General features: G+C 67.5%; 22 protein-coding genes. 4 read left to right on the top strand and 18 right to left on the bottom strand.

Features of this window, described 5'->3' with window-relative positions; all coding sequences use genetic code 11:
- Positions 1-25: 25 nt before the first annotated feature.
- From ACJ7Z0_RS28585 to sctV, 13 genes are all read right to left on the bottom strand, one after another.
- Complete coding sequence (locus ACJ7Z0_RS28585; RefSeq protein WP_434792550.1) at positions 26-1,057, bottom strand: EscU/YscU/HrcU family type III secretion system export apparatus switch protein; 1,032 nt, start codon at positions 1,055-1,057, stop codon at positions 26-28.
- A gap of 9 nt (positions 1,058-1,066) precedes the next feature.
- A complete protein-coding gene (gene sctT, locus ACJ7Z0_RS28580) occupies positions 1,067-1,846 on the bottom strand; it encodes a type III secretion system export apparatus subunit SctT (protein WP_369656155.1) in 780 nt (259 codons plus the stop codon).
- Between the two features lie 14 nt (positions 1,847-1,860).
- On the bottom strand, positions 1,861-2,346 hold the full coding sequence (locus ACJ7Z0_RS28575; RefSeq protein ID WP_434792549.1) for a serine kinase: 486 nt from the start codon (positions 2,344-2,346) through the stop codon (positions 1,861-1,863).
- The gene (locus ACJ7Z0_RS28570; RefSeq protein WP_431131305.1) at positions 2,343-3,695 is read right to left on the bottom strand and encodes a FliI/YscN family ATPase; all 1,353 of its coding nucleotides are present in this window, start codon (positions 3,693-3,695) and stop codon (positions 2,343-2,345) included. Before ACJ7Z0_RS28570 ends, ACJ7Z0_RS28575 begins: the two co-directional genes overlap by 4 nt.
- Before the next feature lie 2 nt (positions 3,696-3,697).
- Positions 3,698-4,336, bottom strand: a complete 639-nt coding sequence (sctL, locus tag ACJ7Z0_RS28565; protein ID WP_434792548.1) for a type III secretion system stator protein SctL — start codon at positions 4,334-4,336, stop codon at positions 3,698-3,700.
- Positions 4,318-5,031, bottom strand: a complete 714-nt coding sequence (locus ACJ7Z0_RS28560; protein ID WP_434792547.1) for a type III secretion system protein — start codon at positions 5,029-5,031, stop codon at positions 4,318-4,320. Before ACJ7Z0_RS28560 ends, sctL begins: the two co-directional genes overlap by 19 nt.
- A gap of 10 nt (positions 5,032-5,041) precedes the next feature.
- Positions 5,042-5,821 (bottom strand): type III secretion system inner membrane ring lipoprotein SctJ, encoded by a 780-nt coding sequence (sctJ, locus tag ACJ7Z0_RS28555; RefSeq protein ID WP_431131299.1) that lies wholly within the window; start codon positions 5,819-5,821, stop codon positions 5,042-5,044.
- Positions 5,818-6,240, bottom strand: a complete 423-nt coding sequence (locus tag ACJ7Z0_RS28550) for a hypothetical protein (RefSeq protein WP_434792546.1) — start codon at positions 6,238-6,240, stop codon at positions 5,818-5,820. The genes sctJ and ACJ7Z0_RS28550 overlap by 4 nt, the downstream gene beginning before the upstream one ends.
- Positions 6,241-6,306: 66 nt before the next feature.
- A complete protein-coding gene (locus ACJ7Z0_RS28545; RefSeq protein WP_434792545.1) occupies positions 6,307-6,510 on the bottom strand; it encodes a hypothetical protein in 204 nt (67 codons plus the stop codon).
- A 142-nt stretch (positions 6,511-6,652) separates the two neighbouring features.
- On the bottom strand, positions 6,653-7,822 hold the full coding sequence (locus ACJ7Z0_RS28540) for an FHA domain-containing protein (protein WP_434792544.1): 1,170 nt from the start codon (positions 7,820-7,822) through the stop codon (positions 6,653-6,655).
- 2 nt (positions 7,823-7,824) lie between these two features.
- Entirely contained in the window at positions 7,825-9,603 is a 1,779-nt protein-coding gene (gene sctC, locus ACJ7Z0_RS28535; protein ID WP_434792543.1) for a type III secretion system outer membrane ring subunit SctC, read from the bottom strand.
- Complete coding sequence (gene sctS / locus ACJ7Z0_RS28530; RefSeq protein ID WP_093019443.1) at positions 9,600-9,866, bottom strand: type III secretion system export apparatus subunit SctS; 267 nt, start codon at positions 9,864-9,866, stop codon at positions 9,600-9,602. The genes sctC and sctS overlap by 4 nt, the downstream gene beginning before the upstream one ends.
- Positions 9,867-9,911: 45 nt before the next feature.
- The gene (gene sctV / locus ACJ7Z0_RS28525) at positions 9,912-11,984 is read right to left on the bottom strand and encodes a type III secretion system export apparatus subunit SctV (protein ID WP_434792542.1); all 2,073 of its coding nucleotides are present in this window, start codon (positions 11,982-11,984) and stop codon (positions 9,912-9,914) included.
- A 299-nt stretch (positions 11,985-12,283) separates the two neighbouring features.
- On the opposite strand from sctV, the gene sctQ reads away from it, so the two are divergent.
- Together sctQ and sctR are read left to right on the top strand one after the other, a co-directional pair.
- Positions 12,284-13,429 carry a type III secretion system cytoplasmic ring protein SctQ gene (gene sctQ / locus ACJ7Z0_RS28520; RefSeq protein ID WP_434792541.1) on the top strand — a complete coding sequence of 382 codons (1,146 nt, stop codon included), beginning with the start codon at positions 12,284-12,286 and terminating at the stop codon, positions 13,427-13,429.
- Positions 13,430-13,440: 11 nt separating this feature from the next.
- On the top strand, positions 13,441-14,100 hold the full coding sequence (gene sctR / locus ACJ7Z0_RS28515) for a type III secretion system export apparatus subunit SctR (protein WP_434792540.1): 660 nt from the start codon (positions 13,441-13,443) through the stop codon (positions 14,098-14,100).
- Here the strand turns inward: sctR and ACJ7Z0_RS28510 are convergent.
- Positions 14,027-14,761, bottom strand: a complete 735-nt coding sequence (locus tag ACJ7Z0_RS28510) for an FMN-dependent NADH-azoreductase (protein ID WP_434792738.1) — start codon at positions 14,759-14,761, stop codon at positions 14,027-14,029. The two genes, sctR and ACJ7Z0_RS28510, sit on opposite strands and share 74 nt — an antisense overlap.
- A gap of 109 nt (positions 14,762-14,870) precedes the next feature.
- Here ACJ7Z0_RS28510 and ACJ7Z0_RS28505 point away from each other — a divergent pair, with 109 nt between their 5' ends.
- Positions 14,871-15,794 (top strand): LysR substrate-binding domain-containing protein, encoded by a 924-nt coding sequence (locus ACJ7Z0_RS28505; protein WP_434792539.1) that lies wholly within the window; start codon positions 14,871-14,873, stop codon positions 15,792-15,794.
- 15 nt (positions 15,795-15,809) lie between these two features.
- Here ACJ7Z0_RS28505 and ACJ7Z0_RS28500 read toward each other — a convergent pair whose 3' ends face one another.
- Positions 15,810-16,463 (bottom strand): TetR/AcrR family transcriptional regulator, encoded by a 654-nt coding sequence (locus ACJ7Z0_RS28500; protein ID WP_434792538.1) that lies wholly within the window; start codon positions 16,461-16,463, stop codon positions 15,810-15,812.
- A gap of 87 nt (positions 16,464-16,550) precedes the next feature.
- On the opposite strand from ACJ7Z0_RS28500, the gene ACJ7Z0_RS28495 reads away from it, so the two are divergent.
- Positions 16,551-17,399 carry an NAD(P)H-binding protein gene (locus ACJ7Z0_RS28495; RefSeq protein ID WP_434792537.1) on the top strand — a complete coding sequence of 283 codons (849 nt, stop codon included), beginning with the start codon at positions 16,551-16,553 and terminating at the stop codon, positions 17,397-17,399.
- A gap of 18 nt (positions 17,400-17,417) precedes the next feature.
- Here ACJ7Z0_RS28495 and ACJ7Z0_RS28490 read toward each other — a convergent pair whose 3' ends face one another.
- The 3 genes from ACJ7Z0_RS28490 to ACJ7Z0_RS28480 form a co-directional block, all read right to left on the bottom strand.
- Positions 17,418-18,323, bottom strand: a complete 906-nt coding sequence (locus ACJ7Z0_RS28490; protein ID WP_434792536.1) for an SDR family oxidoreductase — start codon at positions 18,321-18,323, stop codon at positions 17,418-17,420.
- 106 nt (positions 18,324-18,429) lie between these two features.
- Positions 18,430-19,368 carry a glutathione S-transferase family protein gene (locus ACJ7Z0_RS28485; protein WP_434792535.1) on the bottom strand — a complete coding sequence of 313 codons (939 nt, stop codon included), beginning with the start codon at positions 19,366-19,368 and terminating at the stop codon, positions 18,430-18,432.
- A 37-nt stretch (positions 19,369-19,405) separates the two neighbouring features.
- Positions 19,406-21,046, bottom strand: coding sequence for an isovaleryl-CoA dehydrogenase (locus tag ACJ7Z0_RS28480; protein WP_434792534.1), 1,641 nt, complete (start codon positions 21,044-21,046; stop codon positions 19,406-19,408).
- Between the last annotated feature and the right edge of the window lie 2 nt (positions 21,047-21,048).

The raw sequence follows: 21,048 nt of genomic DNA, 5'->3' as shown, positions 1-21,048 counted from the left end.
CTTTCGATCGTCGGTTTCTCGAGATTCATTCGCTGCCCTGCGCCCAGCGCAGCAGCTTGGCCACCGGCGCATACAGCGCGCGCGGGATCGGCTGGTCTTCGGGCACTTCGTCGTAGATGCGCTCGGCCAGCGCGGGCTCGAATTCGGTCGGTATCAATCCTTCGCTCGCGAAGCGCCGGATCTGTGCGGCGACCTCGCCCTCGCCGCGCGCGATCACGCGCGGCAGGTCGGTCTCGCCGAGGTATTGCAGGGCGACGGCCACGCGCGGCGAATGGATCACCGCCGACGCCGCGCGCACCCGGTCGTTGAGGCTCGCGTACACCGCCTCGAAATGGGCCGAGCGGCGGCGCGAGCGATTGATGGGGTCGCCCTCCATCTCTTTGTGTTCCTGGCGGATCTCCTCGATGGACATCCGGTGCTGCTTCATGAACTCGTGGTGCTCGTGCGCGTAGTCGACCATGGCCATCACGACGTAGATCACCACCGCCCAGCCGAAGGCAACCAGCACCATGTGCGCCGCGGCCGTCATGATCCCCTCGGGCCGCGCATAGCCCAGCTTGAGCGCCGTGTCGACGAAGCCGCGCACCACCACGAACATCAGCACGGCAAGCAACGCGGTCTTGGTGCACATCTTCAGAAGGTTGATGAGGCTGCGCGTCGAGAAGATGCGCGCCAGGCCCTCGGCCGGGTTCATGCGGTTCACGTCGGGCTTCAGGCGCTCCCAGGCCGCGACGCCCCCCACCTGGAACAGCGAGCCCACGATGCCCGCCGCGGCGGCAATGGCCATGATCGGCAGCGTGCCCCACACCAGCGTCTCGCCGGTGTGCAGCAGCAGTTCGGCAAAACGGTCGTCGGGCGCCGTCAGCAAGGTGGTGCTGGTCGCATGCAGCCACAGTTCGCGCAGCAGGTTGTAGATGAGTTGCCCGCCCAGCCACAGGGACACCACGACCACCACGAACACCACGGTCGAGGCCACGTCGGTGCTGAACACCACCTCGCCGCGCTTGCGCGCATCGCGCAGGCGCTTGGCGGTGGGGTCCTGGTCTTTCTCTGCCATGCTTCGCCGCTACAGGGTGGACCGCAGGAAATCGAGCACGCCGTTCTCGGGCCGCAGGAAATCCTGCAGCGACTCGTACACGAAGAACAGGAACAGCAGCATCATCAAATGCGCCAGCAGGCTCTTGAGGGGCTGCGCAAACACGAACACGTTGAGCTGCGGCGCCACCCGGCCCACCAGGCCCACGCCCAGTTCCACCAGCAGCAGCACCACGATGACGGGCGAGGCCAGCTTCACGATCCAGAGAAACAGCGTGTCGCCCTGGCGGATCGCGAACTGCTCGAGCACCAGGCCCAGGTTGGGAAAGAAGGAGCCGACCGGCCAGATGCGGTAGGAGTCGACGATCACGCCGAGCATCGCGAGCAGGCCGCCGGCCGACACGAAGAGCGTGATGACCATCCAGCCCAGGAATTCGCTGGTCGCGCCGTTCTCGTGCCCCGCCACCGGGTCGAAGAAAGAGGCGTTGCTGGAACCGGTCTGGAAGTCGATCAGGTCGCCCACGCTCTGGATGGCCCAGATGAAGATGCCGAAGCCCAGGCCGAGCAACACGCCGATCAGCGCCTCCTTGCCGGCAATGAACACCCAGGTGGCCATCGATGCGGCCGGCACCTCGCCCGCCACCGGCGACATGAAGATCGCGAGCATCAGCAGGATGCCGTTGCGCACGGTACCGGTGATCATGCCGCCCGACAGGAAAGGCACCACCGCGAAGATCGCGAACAGCCTCGGCAGCGTGAGCACCACCGCCGAGAAAAACTGCTCCATGTGACCGAGTTCGAAGCTTTCCATCGAATGCTCCACACTTAGGCCGGCCGGCGCATGGCCCAGGCCTGCGCGGTGCTCTCTTCATTCGTGTCTTCGATCCGCAGCTCCTGCAGGTGCAGGTGCTCGGCGCGCGCGCGCTGCTGCATCTGGCGGGCCTTCTCGACCTCGCCGTGGGCGGCGCGCAGCTGGCGCCGGCTTTGCTCCAGCACCTGTTCGCGCTCGGTGTGTGCCCGCCCGGCCTGCGCCGCGGCCTCGCCGGCCTCTGCGATCTGCGCATCGAGCGCACCGCTCCATGCGCCCGCATGCCGGAACTCCGCCACGCTGAACCGGCCGCCCGACAGCGCACCCCGGGTGGCCTCCCAGTGCTGCAGCTTGTTCTGCACTTGCTGCTGCCGCAAGGCCTCGGCCTGCCTCAGTCGGGCCTGGCTCTCCTCGGCGGCCGCGCGGTCGCGCGCAACCACGCCCATGGCGACGGTCTTCTGCCGCTCGCGCACGTCGGCCAGGAGCTTCCAGTCGCTGCTCATCCGGCGTGCTCCGTTCGCGGTGCGCCGCGCAGCAACGCTGCCAGCGATTGCTCGAAAGGCAGGCTGGTCTTCGGCGGCTGCGACAGGAAGTCGAGCATCGCGGGCCGCGCCCGTATCGCCTCGTCGGCCAGCGCATCGGTGCCCGGCCTGTATTCGCCGATCTGCACCAGCAGCTCCATCTCCTGGTACTTGGCCAGCAGGCTGCGAAAGTGCGCGGCCGCCGCGCAGTGCTCGCGCGAAGCCACCAGCGGCATCACGCGGCTGATGCTGGCCAGCACGTCGATGGCCGGGTAGCGGTTGGCTGCCGCGATCTTGCGCGACAGCACGATGTGCCCGTCGAGAATGGAGCGCACTTCTTCGGCGATCGGGTCGTTCTCTTCGTCGCCTTCGGTGAGCACCGAGTACACCGCGGTGATGGAGCCGGTCTTGCCCTGCCCCGCCCGCTCCAGCAGCTGCGGCAGCATCGAGAAGATCGACGGCGGATAGCTGCGCCGCGTCGGCGGCTCGCCGCTCGCGAGGCCGATCTCGCGCTGCGCGCGCGCAAAGCGCGTGAGCGAATCGACCAGCAGCAGCACCTTCTTGCCTTGATCGCGAAAGTGCTCGGCGATGGTGGTTGCCGCATAGGCCGACTTGATGCGCTCCATCGGCGGCCGGTCGGAGGTGGAGACCACCATCACGGTCCTGGCCAGTCCCTCTGGGCCGAGGTTGTGCTCGATGAACTCCTTCACCTCGCGTCCGCGCTCGCCGATCAGCGCGATCACGTTCACCTCGGCCGTCGAGCCGCGCGCCAGCATGCCGAGCAAGGTGCTCTTGCCCACGCCGGGCGGCGCGAACACGCCGATGCGCTGGCCTTCGCCCAGTGTCAGCAGCGTGTCGACGGCGCGGATGCCGGTGGCCAGCGGCGCGTCGATCATGCGCCGCGCCAATGGGCTCACCGGCTCGCGGTGCACCGGCAGGCGCGTGTGCGTGGCAAGCGGGCCGAGATCGTCGATGGGCTGGCCCAGTGCGTCGAGCACGCGGCCCAGCAGGTTTGCACCGACCGGGCATGCGTGGCCGCGGCCGGTGGGCACCACCTCGGTCAGCGCCGAGATGCCGGTGATCGGGCCCATCGGCGTGAGGATGGCCGTGTTGCCGCGAAAGCCCACCACTTCGGCCAGCAGCGGCGGCTCGCCGGGCGTGACCAGCTCGCACAGCTCGCCCACGTGGGCCTGGATGCCGGTGGCGTCGATCAGCATGCCGACCGCCTTGCTCACGCGCCCGCGCATGCCCACCGGCATCACGCGGCCGAAGACTTGCTCCAGGTCGGCGACGATGCCCAGCGCCGCATCGGGGGTGATGGATCCGGGCATGCTCACCGCCTTGCCTCCGCGCCGTCGGCCGTGCCGCCGCGTTCGACCGCACGCCGGAAGGCTTCGAGTTGCGCATCGACGCCGAGCTCGAGCGTGCCCGAAGCGGTCTGCACCACGCAGGCGCCGACAGGCAGCGCCGGGTCGGCGACGACGCTGACCGTCATGTTCCACTGCGCTTCGTCGCGCAGCCGGGAGAGCACCTCGCGCATGGCAGCTTCCTGCGCGGGCGCCACGCGCACGCTGATGAAGGGTTCGCTGCGGATCAGCGTATCGACGCGCAGCAATGCGGCTTCGAACAACGCTTCGGGCCGGGCGTTGGCAATGAACTTTCCCACGGCCTTGACCACGATCTGCGCCATTGCGCTGCGCAGCGAATGCAGTTGCCGCTCGGCGGCAATGGTCTCGGACACCAGTTGCCGCGCGTACTCGGCCTTGGCGCGCTCCAGTCCCTCTTCATAGCCCTGGCGGCGGCTGGCTTCGGCATCCTGAAGTGCCTGCCGGGTGATGCGGTGCGCCTCCCGGCGTGCGGTGTCCACCACCGCCGCCGCATCGAGCAGCGCCGCGTATTCGTTCTCCTTCAGTACCTTGCGCTCGCTCAGCAGCTGCAGGTTGTCGGTGGTGATCAGAAAAGCCAGTCCCATTGCGGCAGTCTTTCGGGAACGATGCAGGAGAGCATCAGTTCATTGAGTTGCGAGGCCTGGCGCGGCTCCAAGGCCGGCACGCTCAGGGCGGAGATGCGGCGCGGCAGCTTGTGCTTCAGGCGACCCTGCACGAGCGCCCCTTCGGACGCGGCGGCGCCCAGCAGCAGGCGGTAGCCGCGGTCGAGCACCACGCGGCCCGTGGCCAGGGGGCGCTGCTGGAGCACGGTGCCGTCCATGCGCAGTTCGGTGAGCTGGGGCACGCGGTCGAGCACGAAGTCGACGGCGTCGCGGTCGAAACGGCGCGCCTGGCGGCGGATCTCCAGGCCGGCACCGCCGCGCAGCCTGAAAAGCGGCAGGTGCGCGCAGAAGCCCAAGTACGCCGAGAGACGGCGCAGCGAGGCGGCGTCGAGCAGCGCGAGGCGCTTGAGCCGCGAGTCGAAGTTGTAGTCGGCCACGGTGCGCGATTGCACGGGTTCCGGGGCCTGCCGCCGGCGCAGCAGCTCGGCCAGCACGGCGCGGCCGGCGGGCCCCATGCGCGCCACCGACCGGTGCCGCGCCGGCCAATCCGGCGGCAGCCAGCTCGGATGCAGGTCGGCTTCGGGATGCAGGTTGAAGCGCATCACCAGGCGCACCAGGTCCATCGGGCCGGGCATGGCTGGAACAACGGGTTGCGGCGCTGCGGTCGATCCGGGCATGGGCGTGCGCTCAGCGCTTGTTGAGCACCTGGCGCCGCATCCAGGTGCGCCAGTCCTGGCCTTGGCGCCGCAGCAGCGTGGGCAGCACCATGAGGCAGACGGCGGCCAGCAACAGCAGGCCCAGCAGCACCATGGCGGTCTGCGTCGACAGAATGCCCAGCACCATGGGCGCGCCGGCCGCATGGCCCGCGGCCGCGGCGCCGGTGGTGCGGCGCGCCTCGAACAGCGACAGCGAGACCTGGTCGTGCGTGAGGCCTTCGATGCTGTGCGCCACCATGTCTTTCACGGCCGGTGCCAGCAGGCGCAGGTCCACATCGGGACGGTGCTTGATGAACACCGCCGCGGACGAAGGCCGGATCTTCTCGCTGAGCGGATCGTTGGCCGGGATGACCACGTGCACCCGTGCGGACACCACGCCGTCGACGTTGCGCAAGGTCTGCGACAACTCCTGCGACATGGCATAGATGTAGCGCATGCGTTCCTCCGAAGGCGTGGACACCAGGCCCTGCTTCTGGAACACCTCGCCCATGCTGACGTAGCGCTCGGCCGGCAGGCCCTGCACCCGCAGCACGTCCAGCGCCTGGCTCAGCCGGTCTTCCTCGACCTCGACCTGCCAGTTGCTGCCTTCGAGCTTGGTCTTGGCCGCGCCGATGCCTTCAGCCGACAGGGCCGCGACGATCTCGTTGGCCTCCTGCTCCTTGAGGTTGGAATAAAGCGCGACCTTGCAACCGGCCAATGCCAGCAACAGCACGAGCGCGGCCAGCCAGCGCGGGCGTGGGAGTGTCTTCATTGCTGGTTCTTCAGCAGGCTGCCGAACAGGCTGGTCGCGGCGCTGGCCAGCCCGGTGGAAATATGCATTCGCGCAAACATCATGTTGGCTTCCATGGCGTGGTCGGTCATCACGAACATGGTCTTGATGGGGTCTGCGAAATCGATGGACTCGAGCATGCTCTTGCGCATGTCCTCGATGGAGCGCACGTTGCCCGACAACTGCGCGGCCAGCGACTTGGCGGCGTCGCCTATCGCGCTGGGCGCGGCCGTTCCGCCCGGTGCCTGCACGCCCTGCATCATGTTGGCGAACATGTGCGTCTCGCCCGGCTCGAAGCGCGACGGGCTGGCGGTGGACTGCTGCGCAGCCTGTGATGAGGCGGAGGCCGCGGCTTCCGGTGGCGGTGCGCCAACGGCAGCCGACGCAATGGGATCGGTCATGTTTCACTCTCCTCGGAAAAGAAAAAGGGCCGCGCGAAGCCTCGCGGCTCCGCGCGGGCCTCACCGTCAGTTCTGCTTGGCGGACTGGCGGATGTCGTTGCCGGTGGACTTCGCCACTTCGGTGCCGGCGGCGTTGGCGCCGTTCACCGTCTGCGTCGTGGCGGCTGCGCCCGAGATGGTGGCGCCCGCAGCCATGCTGACGCTCATCAGGCGAGCCTGGTCGGCCGCGGCTTGCTGCATTTGCTGGATCGAGGTGTCGACTGCGCTCATGGTGAAACTCCTGTCAAAGGTTGAGGTTTTTTTCCGTTGCGGATGAAGGCGCTCCGCCATTCGGCGAAGCCATTCCATGCGGCGCACCGCGGTGCATCTGCGCATGAAATCGGGGGGCGCGGGATGAAGGAAAACATGTCCTTCACCTCGCGGGTTTCTTGTTGGGCACGCCGCCGCTCAGGACCAGCCCGTCGGCGTCGATGCGCTTCAGTTCGGCGCCGGAGCGCAGCACCGAACCCTCGTAGTAGCGGTTGCCGTTCGAGAGCTGGATGTGGCGCAGGCCCTCGCCGTCTTCGGTGATGCTCACCATGCGGGCCGGCAGCACGCTCTGCCAGCTGTCCCACTGGGCGCGCATGTCGTCGTCCTTGGTCTCGGCCTTGGGTTTCTCGCGGTACTGCACCTTGTCGGAAACCAGCACCGAGGGATGCAGGTCTTCGCTGAGGCGGCGGATCTTCTGCCGCACGGCCGCGTCTTCCACCGTGCCGGTCAGCGCCAGCCGGCCCTGCCCGGTGTAGGTCACGGCCACGCCGGGATCGTCGACATAGCGGCGCGCCTGCTCGACCATGTCCTCGGCCGAATGCACGTTGACGCTGACCTTGCTGCCGAAGCGCGCCATGGCGTCTTCCAGCGTCTTGCGGCGCTGCTTCGATTCCACGTACCCCTTGACGCCGAACTGTCCGCCCGGCGCCGCGATCACCTCGACCTCGGGGAATGGCACGAGCGCCTTTTCCACTTCTGCCAGGTTCACGCTGCCGCCGTTCATCGCGGCGCCGCCATCGCCGACCAGCGCCATGGCCGCGAGCCCGAGCACGGCCAGGAGCGCCACCACGCCGCCCACCCACAGGCCCAGCCGCTGCGCCCCCGCGCCCGGCTGCTGCGCCAGCGCCTCGCCTTCGGACAGTGCGCCGTGCACCGGCGCGAACATGCGGTCTTCCTGCGCACTGGCGGGATAGGTGCGGTCGAGCTGAAAGTCGATCTGGCCGACGCTCACGATGTCGCCGGCCACCACGCTCTTGCGCGGCTGCTGCATCTCCTCGCCGTTGAGGCGCGCCGAGGCGGTGCCCAGGCGCTGCATCGACACCACCAGCTCGCCGACGGTGAACGCGAGGTGGCGCGGCAGCACATCGCCGCCCGGCAGCATCACCTCGCATTCGCCGCCCGAGCCCAGCACGTTGATGCCGGGCTTGAGCACGATGGTGCGGCCCTTCACCGCGCCGCTCAGGAAGCGCAGGCACCAGCCTGTGGCCTGCGCGCCTTGCGGGGCCGCCGGCTCGGCACGGGCGTCGTCGTCGAACGGAACTTCGCCATTCATCGTCAACCTCCGGGCTCGGGCAGGGGCAGCATCGGCACCGAGGCCGTGGAGCCTGGCGTCACGAGGCGCGGCGTCAGCAGATAGAAGCGCTCCATGTTGGCCTGCTTCTTGTCGGTGTACCTGAAGAGTCCGCCCACGCCGGGAATGTCCTTCAGCAGCGGAACGCCGGTGATCGCATTGCTCTTCTCTTCCGACGAGTAGCCGGCGATCAGCAGGCTCGCGCCCTCGTCGACCAGCGCCTGCGTGTTGACCGTGCGGCGGCGCACGATCGGAATCTTGTCGACGGATTGCGGGCTCAGGTCGCCATCGACGATGTCGATCGACATCATCACGCCGCGCCCGGCCTTCTCTTCGATGATAAGCGGCGTCACGCGCACCGCGGTACCGGCGGTGATGCTGAACAGGCCCGCGTCCTGGAAGCCGTCCACGCGCACGTAGAACTCGCTCAGGTTCTCCAGCACCGCCTCGGTGTTGTCCAGCGTCATGACCTTGGGGCGGGCCACGAAGTTGGCGCTGCCGTTGGTGGCCAGCGCCGTCACGCGGGCGAGCAGGTAGTTGCGCGCGCTGTTGCCGATGGCCGCGGTGAACATGCCGCCCAGCGGGGTGAGCGGATTGCCCGTGGTGTCGAAGCTCCCGATCTGGCCGGCTTCGCTGCCGGTGCCGCCCCAGGTCAGCGGCCCGCGGTCGCCGCGGCCGGTCTGGAAGTCGGCGTGCCGCCCGTGCAGGCGCCAGTCGACGCCCAGGCTGCTGAGCGTGTCGGAGCTGATGTCCATGATGGTCACCTCGATCTCCACCAGCCGCGGGCGCGTGTCCATCGATTCGATCAGCCGCGCGTATTGCGCCATCTTGTCGGGCATGTCGCGCACCAGCACGGCGTTCATGCGCGTGTCGGCCTGGAACTGCGGCAGCTCGTTGCCGACGATGCTCGACATGCCGCCCAGCGTGGCCGCATCGCCGCCCAAGCCCGCGCCGGCAATGTCGATCTTGGGTGCGTTGATGGTCTCGCCGCTGCGCAGCTTGATCTGCCGGTTCGGCCCCACCGAGAGGGGCCCGCCGGTTCCGCGCCCGCCCCCACCGCCGCTGGAGGACTGGCTGCCGTTGCGGCCGTACAGGCTGCGCAGCACGTTGGCCACGCCCGGGATCACCGTCTCCTTGCCCGACCGGTTGATGCGGAAGTCGGAGGCCCAGGCGTACTTGAGCGGGAACAGGCGGATTTCGGCACCCTCGGCCATCGCCGTCTTCTGGTCCGCGAGCTTCACCGCCTGGCGCACCATCTCCACATAGCGACGCGGGCCGGTCACGTAGACGCTGGCGTCGCGCTCGCTGATGCTGAGCGGATAGCGCTCGTCGGAGATGTGCAGCCGCACCAGCGTCTCGGCAATGCGCCCGGCGTTCTCCGCCGCGATCGGCAGCACCTCGCTCTTCGCATCGGCGGCCAGGTCTATGAACAGAAAGGCACCGTCGAAATACCAGGTGAGCCCGTTGACCGCGCACACGCTGTTCAGGATGTTCTTCGCGGGCCCGTCGAACTTGCCGCTGATGACGCCGTTGACCTTGGGATCGATCACCGCCGTGATGCCCTGCGAGGAGGCCAGTTCGCGCAGGAAGTCGCCAAGCGGCTTCTCGTTGGCGACGATCTGGAAAGGCCTGTTCTGCCAGCGGAACTCCGCAGCCAGACTGTGCTGCACAAGCAGCAGCATGAGCACTGCGCCGCCAAGCATCATGAAGGCCTGCCGGCGGACGAGAACAAGGCGCGCAACGATCCGCATCGCGGCAGTCATGAGAGCGTTGTCAGCGACAGGAAGGCGCGCTCCGCGAAGCGCATCACGTCGCGCCCCAGCCAGCCGGCCGTGACGATGATCGCCACCATCACCGCGATGAGCCGCACCGACTGGCCGATGCTCTGGTCCTGCACCTGCGTCACGGCCTGCAGCACCGCCACGATGAGCGACGACAGCGTGGCCACCACCACCACCGGCAGCGAGATCCACAGCACGAGCAGCAGGCCCTCGCGCGTGATGTCCAGAATGTTCTGCGGTGTCATGGTGGGCTTCGGCTCCCTCGGGAAACAGGTCGTTGTTGTCGTTCATCAATGCGCTTGGGGATTGGTGATCCAGCCCACGGGTTGCAGGGCCACGTCGTCGTCTATTTCCTGGTAGGACAGCACCGCCATGTGCGGTGCCACCGGTTCGATCAGGTTCTTGATGTAGCGGCGCACGTCCGACGACGCGATGGCCACCACGCGGTTGGCCGTGGATCCCAGAATGCGGCGCAGCTGCTCGCGGATGTCCTGCGTGACGGCCGGGCTCAAGAGCAGCAGGTTGCCGCGCGGCGAACGCTCAATGGCGTTCTGCACGCGGTCGAGCAGGCTGGACTCGAACAGGATCGCCTCGAGCTGGCGGTTCGCGCCGACATAGCGGCTCGTGATGTAGCGCCCGAGATGGATGCGCACCAGCTCGGTCAGCGCAATGCCGTCCTGCTCCTTGGCGGCCCACATGGTCAGGCTCTCGAAGATGGCGTGCAGGTTGCGAATCGGAATGCCTTCCTGCAGAAGCCGGCGCAGCACCTCGGCAATGCGCTGCGCCGAGGCCACGCGCAGCACCTCGGCAGCAAGCTCGGGCGCATCGCGCTGCACCGAATGCAAGAGGCGCTGCACTTCCTGCAGGCCGATCAGGTCCTTCACGTGGCGGCGCACGGTGTGGTCGACATGCAGGCTCACCACTTGCGCACCGGTCCACGCCGTCATGCCGGGCTCCGGGTCCGGCACCCAGACAACCCGCGCGAAGGGGCCGAAAGGCTCGGCGACTTCCGCGCCCGGCGGGGTCGAGACCGCCTGCGCCGGGTCGAGCAGCAGCCACCCGGGTTTGAGCATGCCGCGGGCCACCGCCACGTCGTGCACCAGCACCTGGTACTCGTTGTCGGCCATGCCCTCTGCGTAGTTCAGCTGCAGCCGCGGAAAGATCGGCCCGAGGTCGGATTCGACCGAGTTCTTGACCAGCGACAGGTGCTGATCGAGCACGAAGCGGTCGACCGAACTGCGCAGGCCCGAAGACAGGCGCACCGCCAGCGGCGCGGCAATGGCGTGGTCGGTGTCGGTCTCTTCGGACGCCACGCCGTCGCCGTGGGAGATCCAGCCCGGCGTGTTGCGTTGCCGGCGCAGCATGCGCATTGCAAGGCCCAGTCCGATCAGGAGGGCAGCCAGCAGGCCGAACACCCATTTCGGAAAACCGGGAACGATGAGGAAGCTGGCCACCGCGAGGCCCGCGATGATGAGCGCGCGCGGATGCGCCATCATCTGCTCGCCGATCTGCTGCGCGAGCTGCGAATCGCGGCGGTCGCCGGTGCTCACGCGCGTGATGACGATGCCCGCCGCAATCGACACCAGCAGCGACGGGATCTGCGACACCATGCCGTCGCCCACCGTGAGGATGGCGTAGCGCTGCAGCGCACCGCCCAGGGTCATGTCGTGCATCAGCGTGCCGATGGCCATGCCCGCAAGAATGTTGACCAGCGCGATCACGATGCTGGCAATGGCATCGCCTTTCACGAACTTCATCGCGCCGTCCATCGCACCGTGCAGCTGGCACTCCTGCTCCAGCAAGCGGCGCTGCTTCTGCGCCTTGGCGGAAGAAAGCACGCCGGCGCGCACGTCGGCATCGATGCTCATCTGCTTGCCGGGCATGGCATCGAGCGCGAAGCGCGCCGCCACCTCGGCCACGCGCTCCGAGCCCTTGGCAATCACAATGAACTGCACGATGGCGATGATGAGAAACACCACGCCGCCCACCACCACGTTGTTGCCGACGATCAGCTTGCCGAAGGTCTCGATGATGTGGCCGGCATTGGCTTGCAGCAGGATCAGCTTGGTCGACGCGATGTTGAGCGCAAGCCGGAACAAGGTGGTGAACAGAAGCAGCGACGGAAAGGTCGACAGCGACAGCGCCGAAGGCACGTACATCGCGACGATCAACAGCACCAGGCTGATGGCCAGGTTGCTCGCAATCAGAAGGTCGAGCAGCGGCGTGGGCAGCGGCAGCACGAACAACGCCACCACCACCACGAGCAGGCCCGCGAGCAGCAGATCGTTGTAGCGGCCGGCATTGCCCAGCAGGTCGCGAAAGCTGCCGCGGTACGGTTGGAATGATCGCGAGGGACTCGCCATTGCGTCCTTGCTCTATTGAAACTCTTGGAGTTTTTGTTGGATGCGCATCGCATCGCGACGCACATCGAGCGTGAAGAACCTCACGTCGCGGTGGACTCTAAGCGCCGCCCTCCGTCCACGGCAACCACGAGTTCTCGTAAGTACGAAGGACCTGTGGCGTGCGCGGCACTACGCTTTTGCGTACTACCTGCGCCCTGCCCCTTTCGCTAAGCTGCGCCGACCCGATGCGAAGGTGTTCGCGTTGCTTGAAAGTACGTAGATAGTGACAAGACGCAGAAGTTGTTCGAACGAAAGCATGCATGCGGACCGGGCCTGCTGAAGCGGTGACCGAGCTCGGCGAGGCTCGCACCTTGCCTCGCGCCGATGCAGCGAATGTGCGTGCGCTCAACCGCCTCCATGCGGCGGCGCCTTGGCACGGCGTGGCGGCCAAGGGCGTGAGCTACCGGCTCGCGTGGCAGCACGACGAAGCCTTTGCCCACACCACCCGCGAGAGCTACAGCTTCAAGCTTGGCGCGCACATCGGCCATCTCGCCATGGATGCGCCGAGCATGCAGGCGCTGCTCGGCGAGCGCCGCATCGACCTGCTGCCGCGCGACCTGCGCTACATCCTCCTGGCCGACGCGCTTCACCCGGTGATCGACGCGCTCGAGAAAGCGCTGCGCCTGCATTTCGAATGGCAACCTTCGGCGGCCGAGGCGCGCTCCGCGCGTGATGGCCACGACACCCGCGACACCCGCGAGTGGCGCGAACAGCGCGAACAGCCGCTCATGCATTGCGACCCCGAGCGCGCGGCCTTCTTCGTTGCCACGCCATCGGACGGTGGCGCGATGCTGCGCGGCTGCGTGCAGTTCGACGATGCCGCCACGCTCGACGCCCTCGTGCCCGCGGCCACCGGACCTCGCCATGCCGTGCGAACGAGCGAGGCCTTCCACGCATTGCGCATGCCGGTGAGCTTCCGGCTCGGCAGCACGCCGATCCAGCTTCGCGAGATCAGCAGCATCCGCCCCGGCGACATCGTCGGCATCGAGCAATGGAGTTCTTCGGGTGCCGCGATCGTCGTTACCGCCGAGTTGGGAGGCCCCAGTGGGATACATCTCTCGGCCGTTGCCGAGGGCTCGCGCATCACCGTTCAGCAATCGAGAGACAGTGCCATGAAGCCAGATACGCCCGCCGATCCTGCGCCCGCCGCAGACAACGTCAACCTGCCGATCGACCGGCTCGATGCGCTGGAGGTGACGCTGCGCTTCGAGGTGGGCGAGCTGTCGCTGTCGCTCGGCGAGCTGAAGAGCATCCGTGCCGGCCACGTGTTCGACCTGGCCGAACCGCTCAACCGCAGCCCGGTGCGCATCCTGGCGCACGGCAACGTGCTGGGCAAGGGCTACCTGGTCGCCGTGGGCGACCGCCTGGGCGTGCGCGTGTCGGAGTTCGCTCCCGGCGAAGTCTGAGCGGGCTCCCCATGCAAGGCGGAATACCGGAGCCTCTCACACTCGTCGCGGTGATGGTCGCGTTCGGCTTCGCGACCTTCGCGGCGCTGATGGTGACGAGCTACACCAAGCTGGTCATCGTGTTCGGCCTGCTGCGCACCGCGCTGGGCCTGCAGCAGACGCCGCCGAACATGGTGCTGAACGGCATCGCGATCATCCTGACGGTCTACATCATGGCGCCGGTCGGCATGGACATTGGCGACACCCTGCGCAACCGCAACTTCGGCATCAAGGGCGAAAGCATGGGCGACATCATGGCGGTGATCGACGCCGCCAAGGTGCCCGTGAAGGAGTTCCTGCAGAAGCACACGCACGAACGCGAGCGCCAGTTCTTCCTGAAGTCGGCCTCCAACATCTGGCCGAAGGCGCGCGCCGAACAATTGCGGGACGACGACTTCATGGTGCTGGTGCCCAGCTTCACGCTCAGCGAGCTGACGCGTGCCTTCCAGATCGGCTTCATCATCTACCTGGTGTTCGTGGTGGTGGACCTGATCGTCGCCACGGCGCTGCTGGCGCTCGGCATGTCGATGATCGCGCCCACCACCATTTCACTGCCCTTCAAGCTGCTGCTGTTCGTGATGCTGGACGGCTGGACGCGGCTGGTGCACGGGCTGGTGCTGTCGTACCGATGAGCTGATCCACCAGGCGATCGACGGCCTCCTCGGCGCGCCGCAGCGACTGCGCCAGCTGCTCGCCGCCGAACTCGTCGCACTCCACCGCCGCCTCGACCACCTCGGTGATGCCGATGTAGCCGAACACCGAGCGCACGCTGCTCTCGGTGTGGTTCAGGTGCGCAATGCGGCCGCCGGGGTCGTAGCCGTGGTCGCCGCGCGCGCCGAGCAGCACCATGCGCTTGCCCGCGTCCGCGAGCATCGGCCAATACGGCACCGCGCCGCGCGCACGGTCGAAGCCGAAGGTACGGCCCACGCGCACGATGTTGTCGATGTAGGCCTTGAACTGCGCGGGCACGCTGAAGTTGTACATCGGCAGGCCCACCACGATCACGTCGGCGGCAACCAGCTGGTCGACGAGCCGGTCGCTTTCGGCCAGTACGTCCGCCATCCAGGGTTCGCGTTCGGCGGGCGGAGTGAAGGCGGCGTGGATCCAGCGTCCGTTGACGTGTGCGGGCGGATGCTGGCCCACGTCGAGATGGTCGATGCGGTCGTTCGGCCGGACCTTGCGCCAGCGCTCGACAAAGCGCGCAGAGAGCCTGCGCGTGTGCGAGCCGTGGGCGTCGATGTCCGACCGGCCCGGACGGGCGCTGGCGTCGATATGAAGAAGGTTCAGGTTCATGGTCTTCATGGATGAGTTGATCTATTCTGTCTTGCGCTGCCAGAATGGCTGCACGGGTCTTTAATCTAGAGATGAACCCATTCAGCGACAAACGATCATTTCTCCATCGATGAACGAAACTGGCTCATCCATCCGCCGGCCTCGCCGCCTGCCGCCGCTGCTCTCGCTGCGCGCCTTCGAAGCGGCTGCCGCGCACCTGAGCTTTCAGCGCGCCGCGCTCGAACTCTCGGTCACGCCCTCTGCCATCAGCCACCAGGTGCGCGCGCTCGAAGACACGCTCGGCCGGCCGCTGTTTCGCCGGCTCACGCGGCAGCTTGCGTTGACGCCCGCGGGTGAACGGCTCTTCGACGATCTGCGCGCCGGCTTCGATGCGCTCGAGGCTGGCGTGGAAAGGCTGCGTCAACCCGTCGCATCGCAGGCCGTCACGCTCACCACCAACACCGCCTTTGCCGCACGCTGGGTGCTGCCGCGCATGGCGGCTTTTCGCAAGGCCTGCCCCGGCATCGAACTGCGGCTGCATGCCAGCGACACGCTGGTCGACCTGGCGCGCGGCGACGCCGACATTGCGGTGCGCTCCGGCAGCGGCAACTGGCCGGGCCTGGTGGTGCGCGAGTTGATGTCCGAGCGCTACGCGCCGCTGTGCAGCCCGATGCTGGGCCTCAAGCGCGCGGGCGACCTGCCGAAGCACCAGCTGATCCATTCCGACTGGCAGCCTGGCGCGGTGGCGTCCGCGCCGTGGTCGAGCTGGTTCCGCGAAGCGGGCGTTGCGCCGCCCAGGGGCCGGTCGATGAAGGCCGCCGGCCTGTCGTTCTCGGACGAAACCCACGCCATCCTGGCCGCGCTCGCGGGCCATGGCGTGGCGTTGCTGAGCCTCACGCTCGCGGCGGAAGAACTGCGCAGCGGCGCGCTCGTGCAGCCCTTCGGGCCTGCGCTCGATACCGGGAGCTACTTTCTCGCGGTGGCGAATGGGCGGGAAGACGAAGCCGCGATTCGCGCCGTGTGGGAGTGGATCGCGTCGCAGGCCGCGGCGTGACCCGGCCGCCGAAACTCACGCCAGAGGGGTTGTGATTTCCCGCAGCGCCATGCGCTTGAACGCCTCCACCAGGGCAGCGCCTTCCGCGGGATCGACCGCGATGGCCAGGCGGATGGTGGCCTCGCCCATTTCCCAGATCAGAAAGGCGGCCTGCCCGATCCGCTTCGCGTTGGCGCGGCCGTGCACCTTGTGCATGGCGTCGGCCAGCATCTGTCCGCAGACGCGGCTCTCGGCAATCTGCAGCGTCAGCAATTGCCTGTCGGCCTGCATGCCGCTCCAGATGTCGCGCATGACGGGCCGCTCGTTGACGATCGCGTAGTACACGTCCACCAGCCCGGCGAACGACGACTGCAGGCTGGCGAGGTCGGTCACGTCCTTCAGGCCGTCCCGGATGCACTCCCGGCTGCGTGCGTTGATGCGCTCCGCCAGCATGCGGATCAGCGCGGATTTTTCAGGAAAGTACTGATAGAGCGATCCGATCGAAATACCGGCCGAGGTGGCGACCTCGCTCATCTTCAACTGGTCGCTTCCGCCTCGCACGATCAGCTCGGCAGCCGCTTCGAGGATGCGCTCCACGCGCGCCTTGCTCCGCTCCTGGATGGGGCTCTTTCTTGCCGTGGGCGGTTCCGCGGCTGCTACCCGAGAGCGCGGCGATGCGGTGCGGCTCATGGCTGCACCCTGGGGTTGACATTCAAAATGTGAGTAACTATCATTTTTTATATGAGCATTTCTCACATTATCTCAAGGAGTTCGAAAATGGCAATCAGCAGCACCCGGGATGATGCGCATCCCATTCTGGTACTCGGCGCCAACGGCAAGACCGGAGGCCGCGTTCTGGCGCGCCTCCGCGCCGCCGGGCACGCGGTGCGCGTCGGCTCGCGCTCCGCAGAGCCGCGCTTCGATTGGGAGGAGCCCGCAACCTGGAAATCCGCCCTGCAGGACGTCCGCGCCGTCTACGTGGCCTACCAGCCGGACCTGTGCGTGCCGGGCGCCGTCGAGACGGTGACCGCGTTCTTCGATGCGGCCGCCGAGGCCGGCGTCGAGAAGATCGTGCTCCTCTCGGGCCGGGGCGAACCGGAGGCCCTGGATGCCGAGAAAGCACTGCAAGCCACCTCGCTCGACTGGACCATCGTGCGCGCCAGCTGGTTCTTCCAGAACTTCAGCGAGAACTACTTTCTCGACGAGATCGTCGCGGGCGCCATCACCCTGCCCGAAGGGCTGGCACCGGAGCCCTTCGTCGATGCCGACGACATTGCCGACATCGCCGCCGAAGCGCTGGTCGATGGCCGCCACAGCCGCAAGCTCTATGAAGTGACGGGCCCGCAGGCGCTCAGCTTTGCCGACGCCATCGCGCAGATCGGCCAGGCCACGGACCGCGAGATCGCCTGCCAGATCATCTCGAAGGAAGCCTATGCCCAGGCACTGGCCGAAGCCGGCCTGCCGCCCGATGTTGCCGGGCTCGTGGTCTACCTGTTCAACACCGTTCTGGACGGCCGCAACACGCCCGTCGCCCACGGCGTGGAGCAGGCCCTCGGCCGCCCGCCGCGCAGCTTTGCCGCCTACGTTGCACGCACGGCCCCGACGGGTGTCTGGGGAGCGAAGTGATGTGCGGCTGCGGGCCGTTCAGGCCGCCCGCAACTGCTCCCGCAGCTTCTGCCCGATCTCGGGCCGCTCGAGGAACGGGTCTGCCGGGTTCTTGACCGCGACGATGTTCTCCATGCGGCTCTGCACATTGCCCAGCGCCTTGGGGTGGCTGAAAACGTAGAACTGGTTGTCGCTGATGGCTTCGAACACCTTGGCCGCGACTTCGGCCGCGGTGATCTTGCCGCTGCTCACGGCCTTGTTGCTCATGGCCTGGCCGATGAGCTGGCTCTTGGTGAGTTCGGCCTCCTTGGGCGCGTTGGGACGGTTGCGCTCGCTGCTGGTGATGCCGGTGGGCACGAAGTACGGGCACAAGAGGCTCGCGCCGATCTGGTCGGTGACCAGGTTCAGGTCCTGGTACAAGGTTTCGGTCAGGCTCACCACCGCGGCCTTGGCGGCGTTGTAGATGCCCATGTTGGGCGGCGTGAGCAGCCCGGCCATGCTGGCGGTGTTGGTGATGTGGCCACGGTAGGCGGGGTCTTTGGCGGCGGCTTCGAGCATCATGGGCGTGAACAGGCGCACGCCGTGGATCACGCCCCACAGGTCGACGCCGAGCACCCACTCCCAGTCGGCCACGGTGTTCTCCCAGACCAGGCCGCCGGCACCCACGCCGGCGTTGTTGAACACGAAGTGCGGCGCGCCGAAGTGCTCCTTCACGGCAAGGGCCAGGGCCTCCATCTGCGCGGCGTCCGACACATCGACCTTGCGCGCGAGCACTTGCGCGCCGGCGGCTTCCATCTCGGCCTGGGCCTTGTCGAGCGCATCCTGCTGCACGTCGACGAGCACGAGGTTCATGCCGCGCGCCGCTCCGATGCGCGCGCATTCGAGGCCGAAGCCCGAACCCGCGCCGGTGAGTACGGCCGTCTTGCCCTTGAAGTCCTGAATCATTTGCCGGTGTCCTTCTGCGTTGAATGTCTGTCTCTGACGTTGGAGCCGCTATTGAAATACGGAACGCGCGCCCGCGCAGTCACGAAGGTTCCCCGCTTGAAGGCCGTCAGGCCTCCGCTTTCTTGAGCACGTAGCCGATGCGCGGAAAGTGCACATGCACCGTGCCGATGCGCTCGCTGCTGCGCTCCAGCGTGTAGTGCGTGCGCGTGGCGGCCACCAGCGTGCCGGGGGTTTCCTCGAGGCCGAAGCTCTCGGCGCGCACGGTGACGGCGCTCCCGAGCGGAATGCCGTGGTCGTCCTGGAAGGTGCTGTCGGTCAGCAGCGTGTGCGGGGTGGCGGCCTTGGCGACGGCAATGGCTTCTTCCGGACTGAATTTCTCGATCGTGCCATGGCCGATGGCGGCCATGCGGTCCATCCAGTCGGTGACCGCGGGCGTGAGGTCGAGGATGCCCCGCACCGAGTCGATGCGGCGTGTGTACCAGAGCGGGTGGTAGGCGGAGAAATCGGCGATGCACGGCACCTCGCCCAGCAGGTAGGGCTTGTCGTCGAGCATGTCCGACAGCCGGCGCAGGTATGACTTGTAGGCGCTGGTGGCGTCCGCCGGGCGCAGCCGCGTCATGTTGGCCGCGCTCATCTTGCCGCGGTCTTCGCCGAAGGCCTTGGCCATTTCGGGCGGCGCCTTGGCGAACACCTCGGCTGCGCCCCTGGGCTGCAGGTTCCACGCCATGGCAGCCCAGAACAACGTGGTGTCGGCCCACTGCGCGAGGATGCGGGACATGCCCTTTTCGGGCTCGGGATAGAGCGTGGACTCGGGCTGCAGGTGCTCGAGCACGTCGGCGATGAGCGCGCTGTCGCAGTACATGTCGGCGCCGATCTGCAGGAACGGCGTCTTGCGGTAGCCGCCGGTGAGCACCTCCACCTCGGGCTTGGGCATGATGGGCGGAATGAGGACCGACTTCCAGGGCAGCTTCTTGGCGCCGAGGATGAGGCGCACTTTTTCCGAGAACGGCGAGGTGTTGTAGTGATGCAGGATGAGGTCGGCCATGTTGTTGTTCCCGTGGAGTGCTTGGATATTGCTGCGTTCAGAGCGGCTGCGCGCGCTCGATGATCGGATCGAAATGGGTGCCCGCGCCCAGTGTGCCGAAGGCGTTGCCCCAGTCGCCGCCAAGGCGCGATGCGCAGAAGGCGTCGGCAACGGCCGCCGGTGCGGTCTGCGCGAGCAGCGAAGCCTGCACCGCCAGGGCCACGTCCTGCGCCAGGCGGCGAGCCTCGGCTTCGGAGGCCATGGCCTCGATGCGGGCCGGCAGGGCGTCGGCCAGCCGGTCGAGCGCCGCATGCTGGCCGCGCGCCGGCGCCAGTTCTTCGGCGAGCGCGGCCACCGCATCGCCCTTGCGCAGGCCGCGCAGCAGGTCGAGCGCCATGATGTTGCCGGCTCCTTCCCAGATCGAATTGAGCGGCATCTCGCGGTAGATGCGCGCCATGATGCCTTCGCCGCCCTCTTCCACATAGCCGTTGCCGCCGAGGCATTCCATGGCTTCCTGGGCAAAGTGGCTGCCGCGCTTGCAGATCCAGAACTTGGCGACCGGCGTGAGCAGGCGGGCGATCAGCCGTTCGTGCTCGTCGTCCTGGTGGTCGAAGGCACGGGCCAGGCGAATGGCCAGCGCCGTCGAGGCTTCGCTTTCGAGGGCGAGGTCGGCCAGCACGTTCTTCATGAGCGGCTGGTCGATCAACGGCTTGCCGAAGGCATTGCGCTGGCTGGCGTGGTTGAGCGCAATGCTCAAAGCCTGCCGCATCAGGCCGCTGGTGCCCAGCGCGCAGTCGAGCCGGGTCATGGTGCCCATCTCGAGAATCTGCGGAATGCCGCGCCCCTCTTCGCCCACCAGCCATGCGCTGGCGCCGTGGAACTCGACCTCGGAACTGGCATTGGCCTTGTTGCCCAGCTTGTCCTTCAGGCGCTGGATGTGGAGGGCGTTGCGGGTGCCGTCGGGCAATACGCGGGGCAGGAAGAAGCAGCTCAGGCCGGCCGGCGCCTGGGCCAGCACCAGGAAGGCATCGCACATGGGCGCCGAGAAGAACCACTTGTGGCCGGTGATCGCATAGCGCTCGCCCCAGTCGTCGCTGCCGTCGCGCACGGCCTTGGTGGTGTTGGCCCGTACGTCGGAGCCGCCCTGCTTCTCGGTCATGCCCATGCCCATGGTCACGCCGGGCTTCTCCTTGACGAAGGCAAGCGCCGGGTCGTACCAGAGGCTGCCGAGCTTCGGACCCCAGTCAGCGTAGACGGCGGCATTGCCGCGCAGGGCTGGCGTGGCCGCATAGGTCATCGAGACGGGGCAAAGGACCGACGGCTCCAGCTCGGTGAAGAGCATGAAGCCGGCGGCACGCTGTACGTGCGGCGATTCCGAGATGCCGGTCCACGGGGTGCCATGCAGGCCCGCGCCGACCGCGGCCGCCATGAGCAGGTGATAGCTCGGATGAAACTCCACCTCGTCGATGCGCCGCCCGAAGCGGTCGTGCGTGTGCAACTCTGGCGTGTGGGTGTTGGCGAGCCGCGCATGCGCCTGCATCTCGGCCGAGCCGAGGGTGACCCCGAGCTCTTGCAACTGCGCCACATGCAACTGCGGCGCGTTGAACTTCAGCGCATCGCGAAGGGGCCGGTTGGTTTCGAAGAGGTTGTAGTCCACCAGCGGTTCGGGCTGGTTGAAGACCTCGTGCGTCGAATTCATTC

Origin of the sequence: Variovorax palleresanus, from assembly GCF_051144945.1 — a bacterium.
Classification (GTDB): Bacteria; Pseudomonadota; Gammaproteobacteria; order Burkholderiales; family Burkholderiaceae_C; genus Variovorax; species Variovorax paradoxus_S.
Note: the sequence above shows the minus strand (reverse complement) of the source record. Positions and strands in the feature narration are given on the sequence as shown.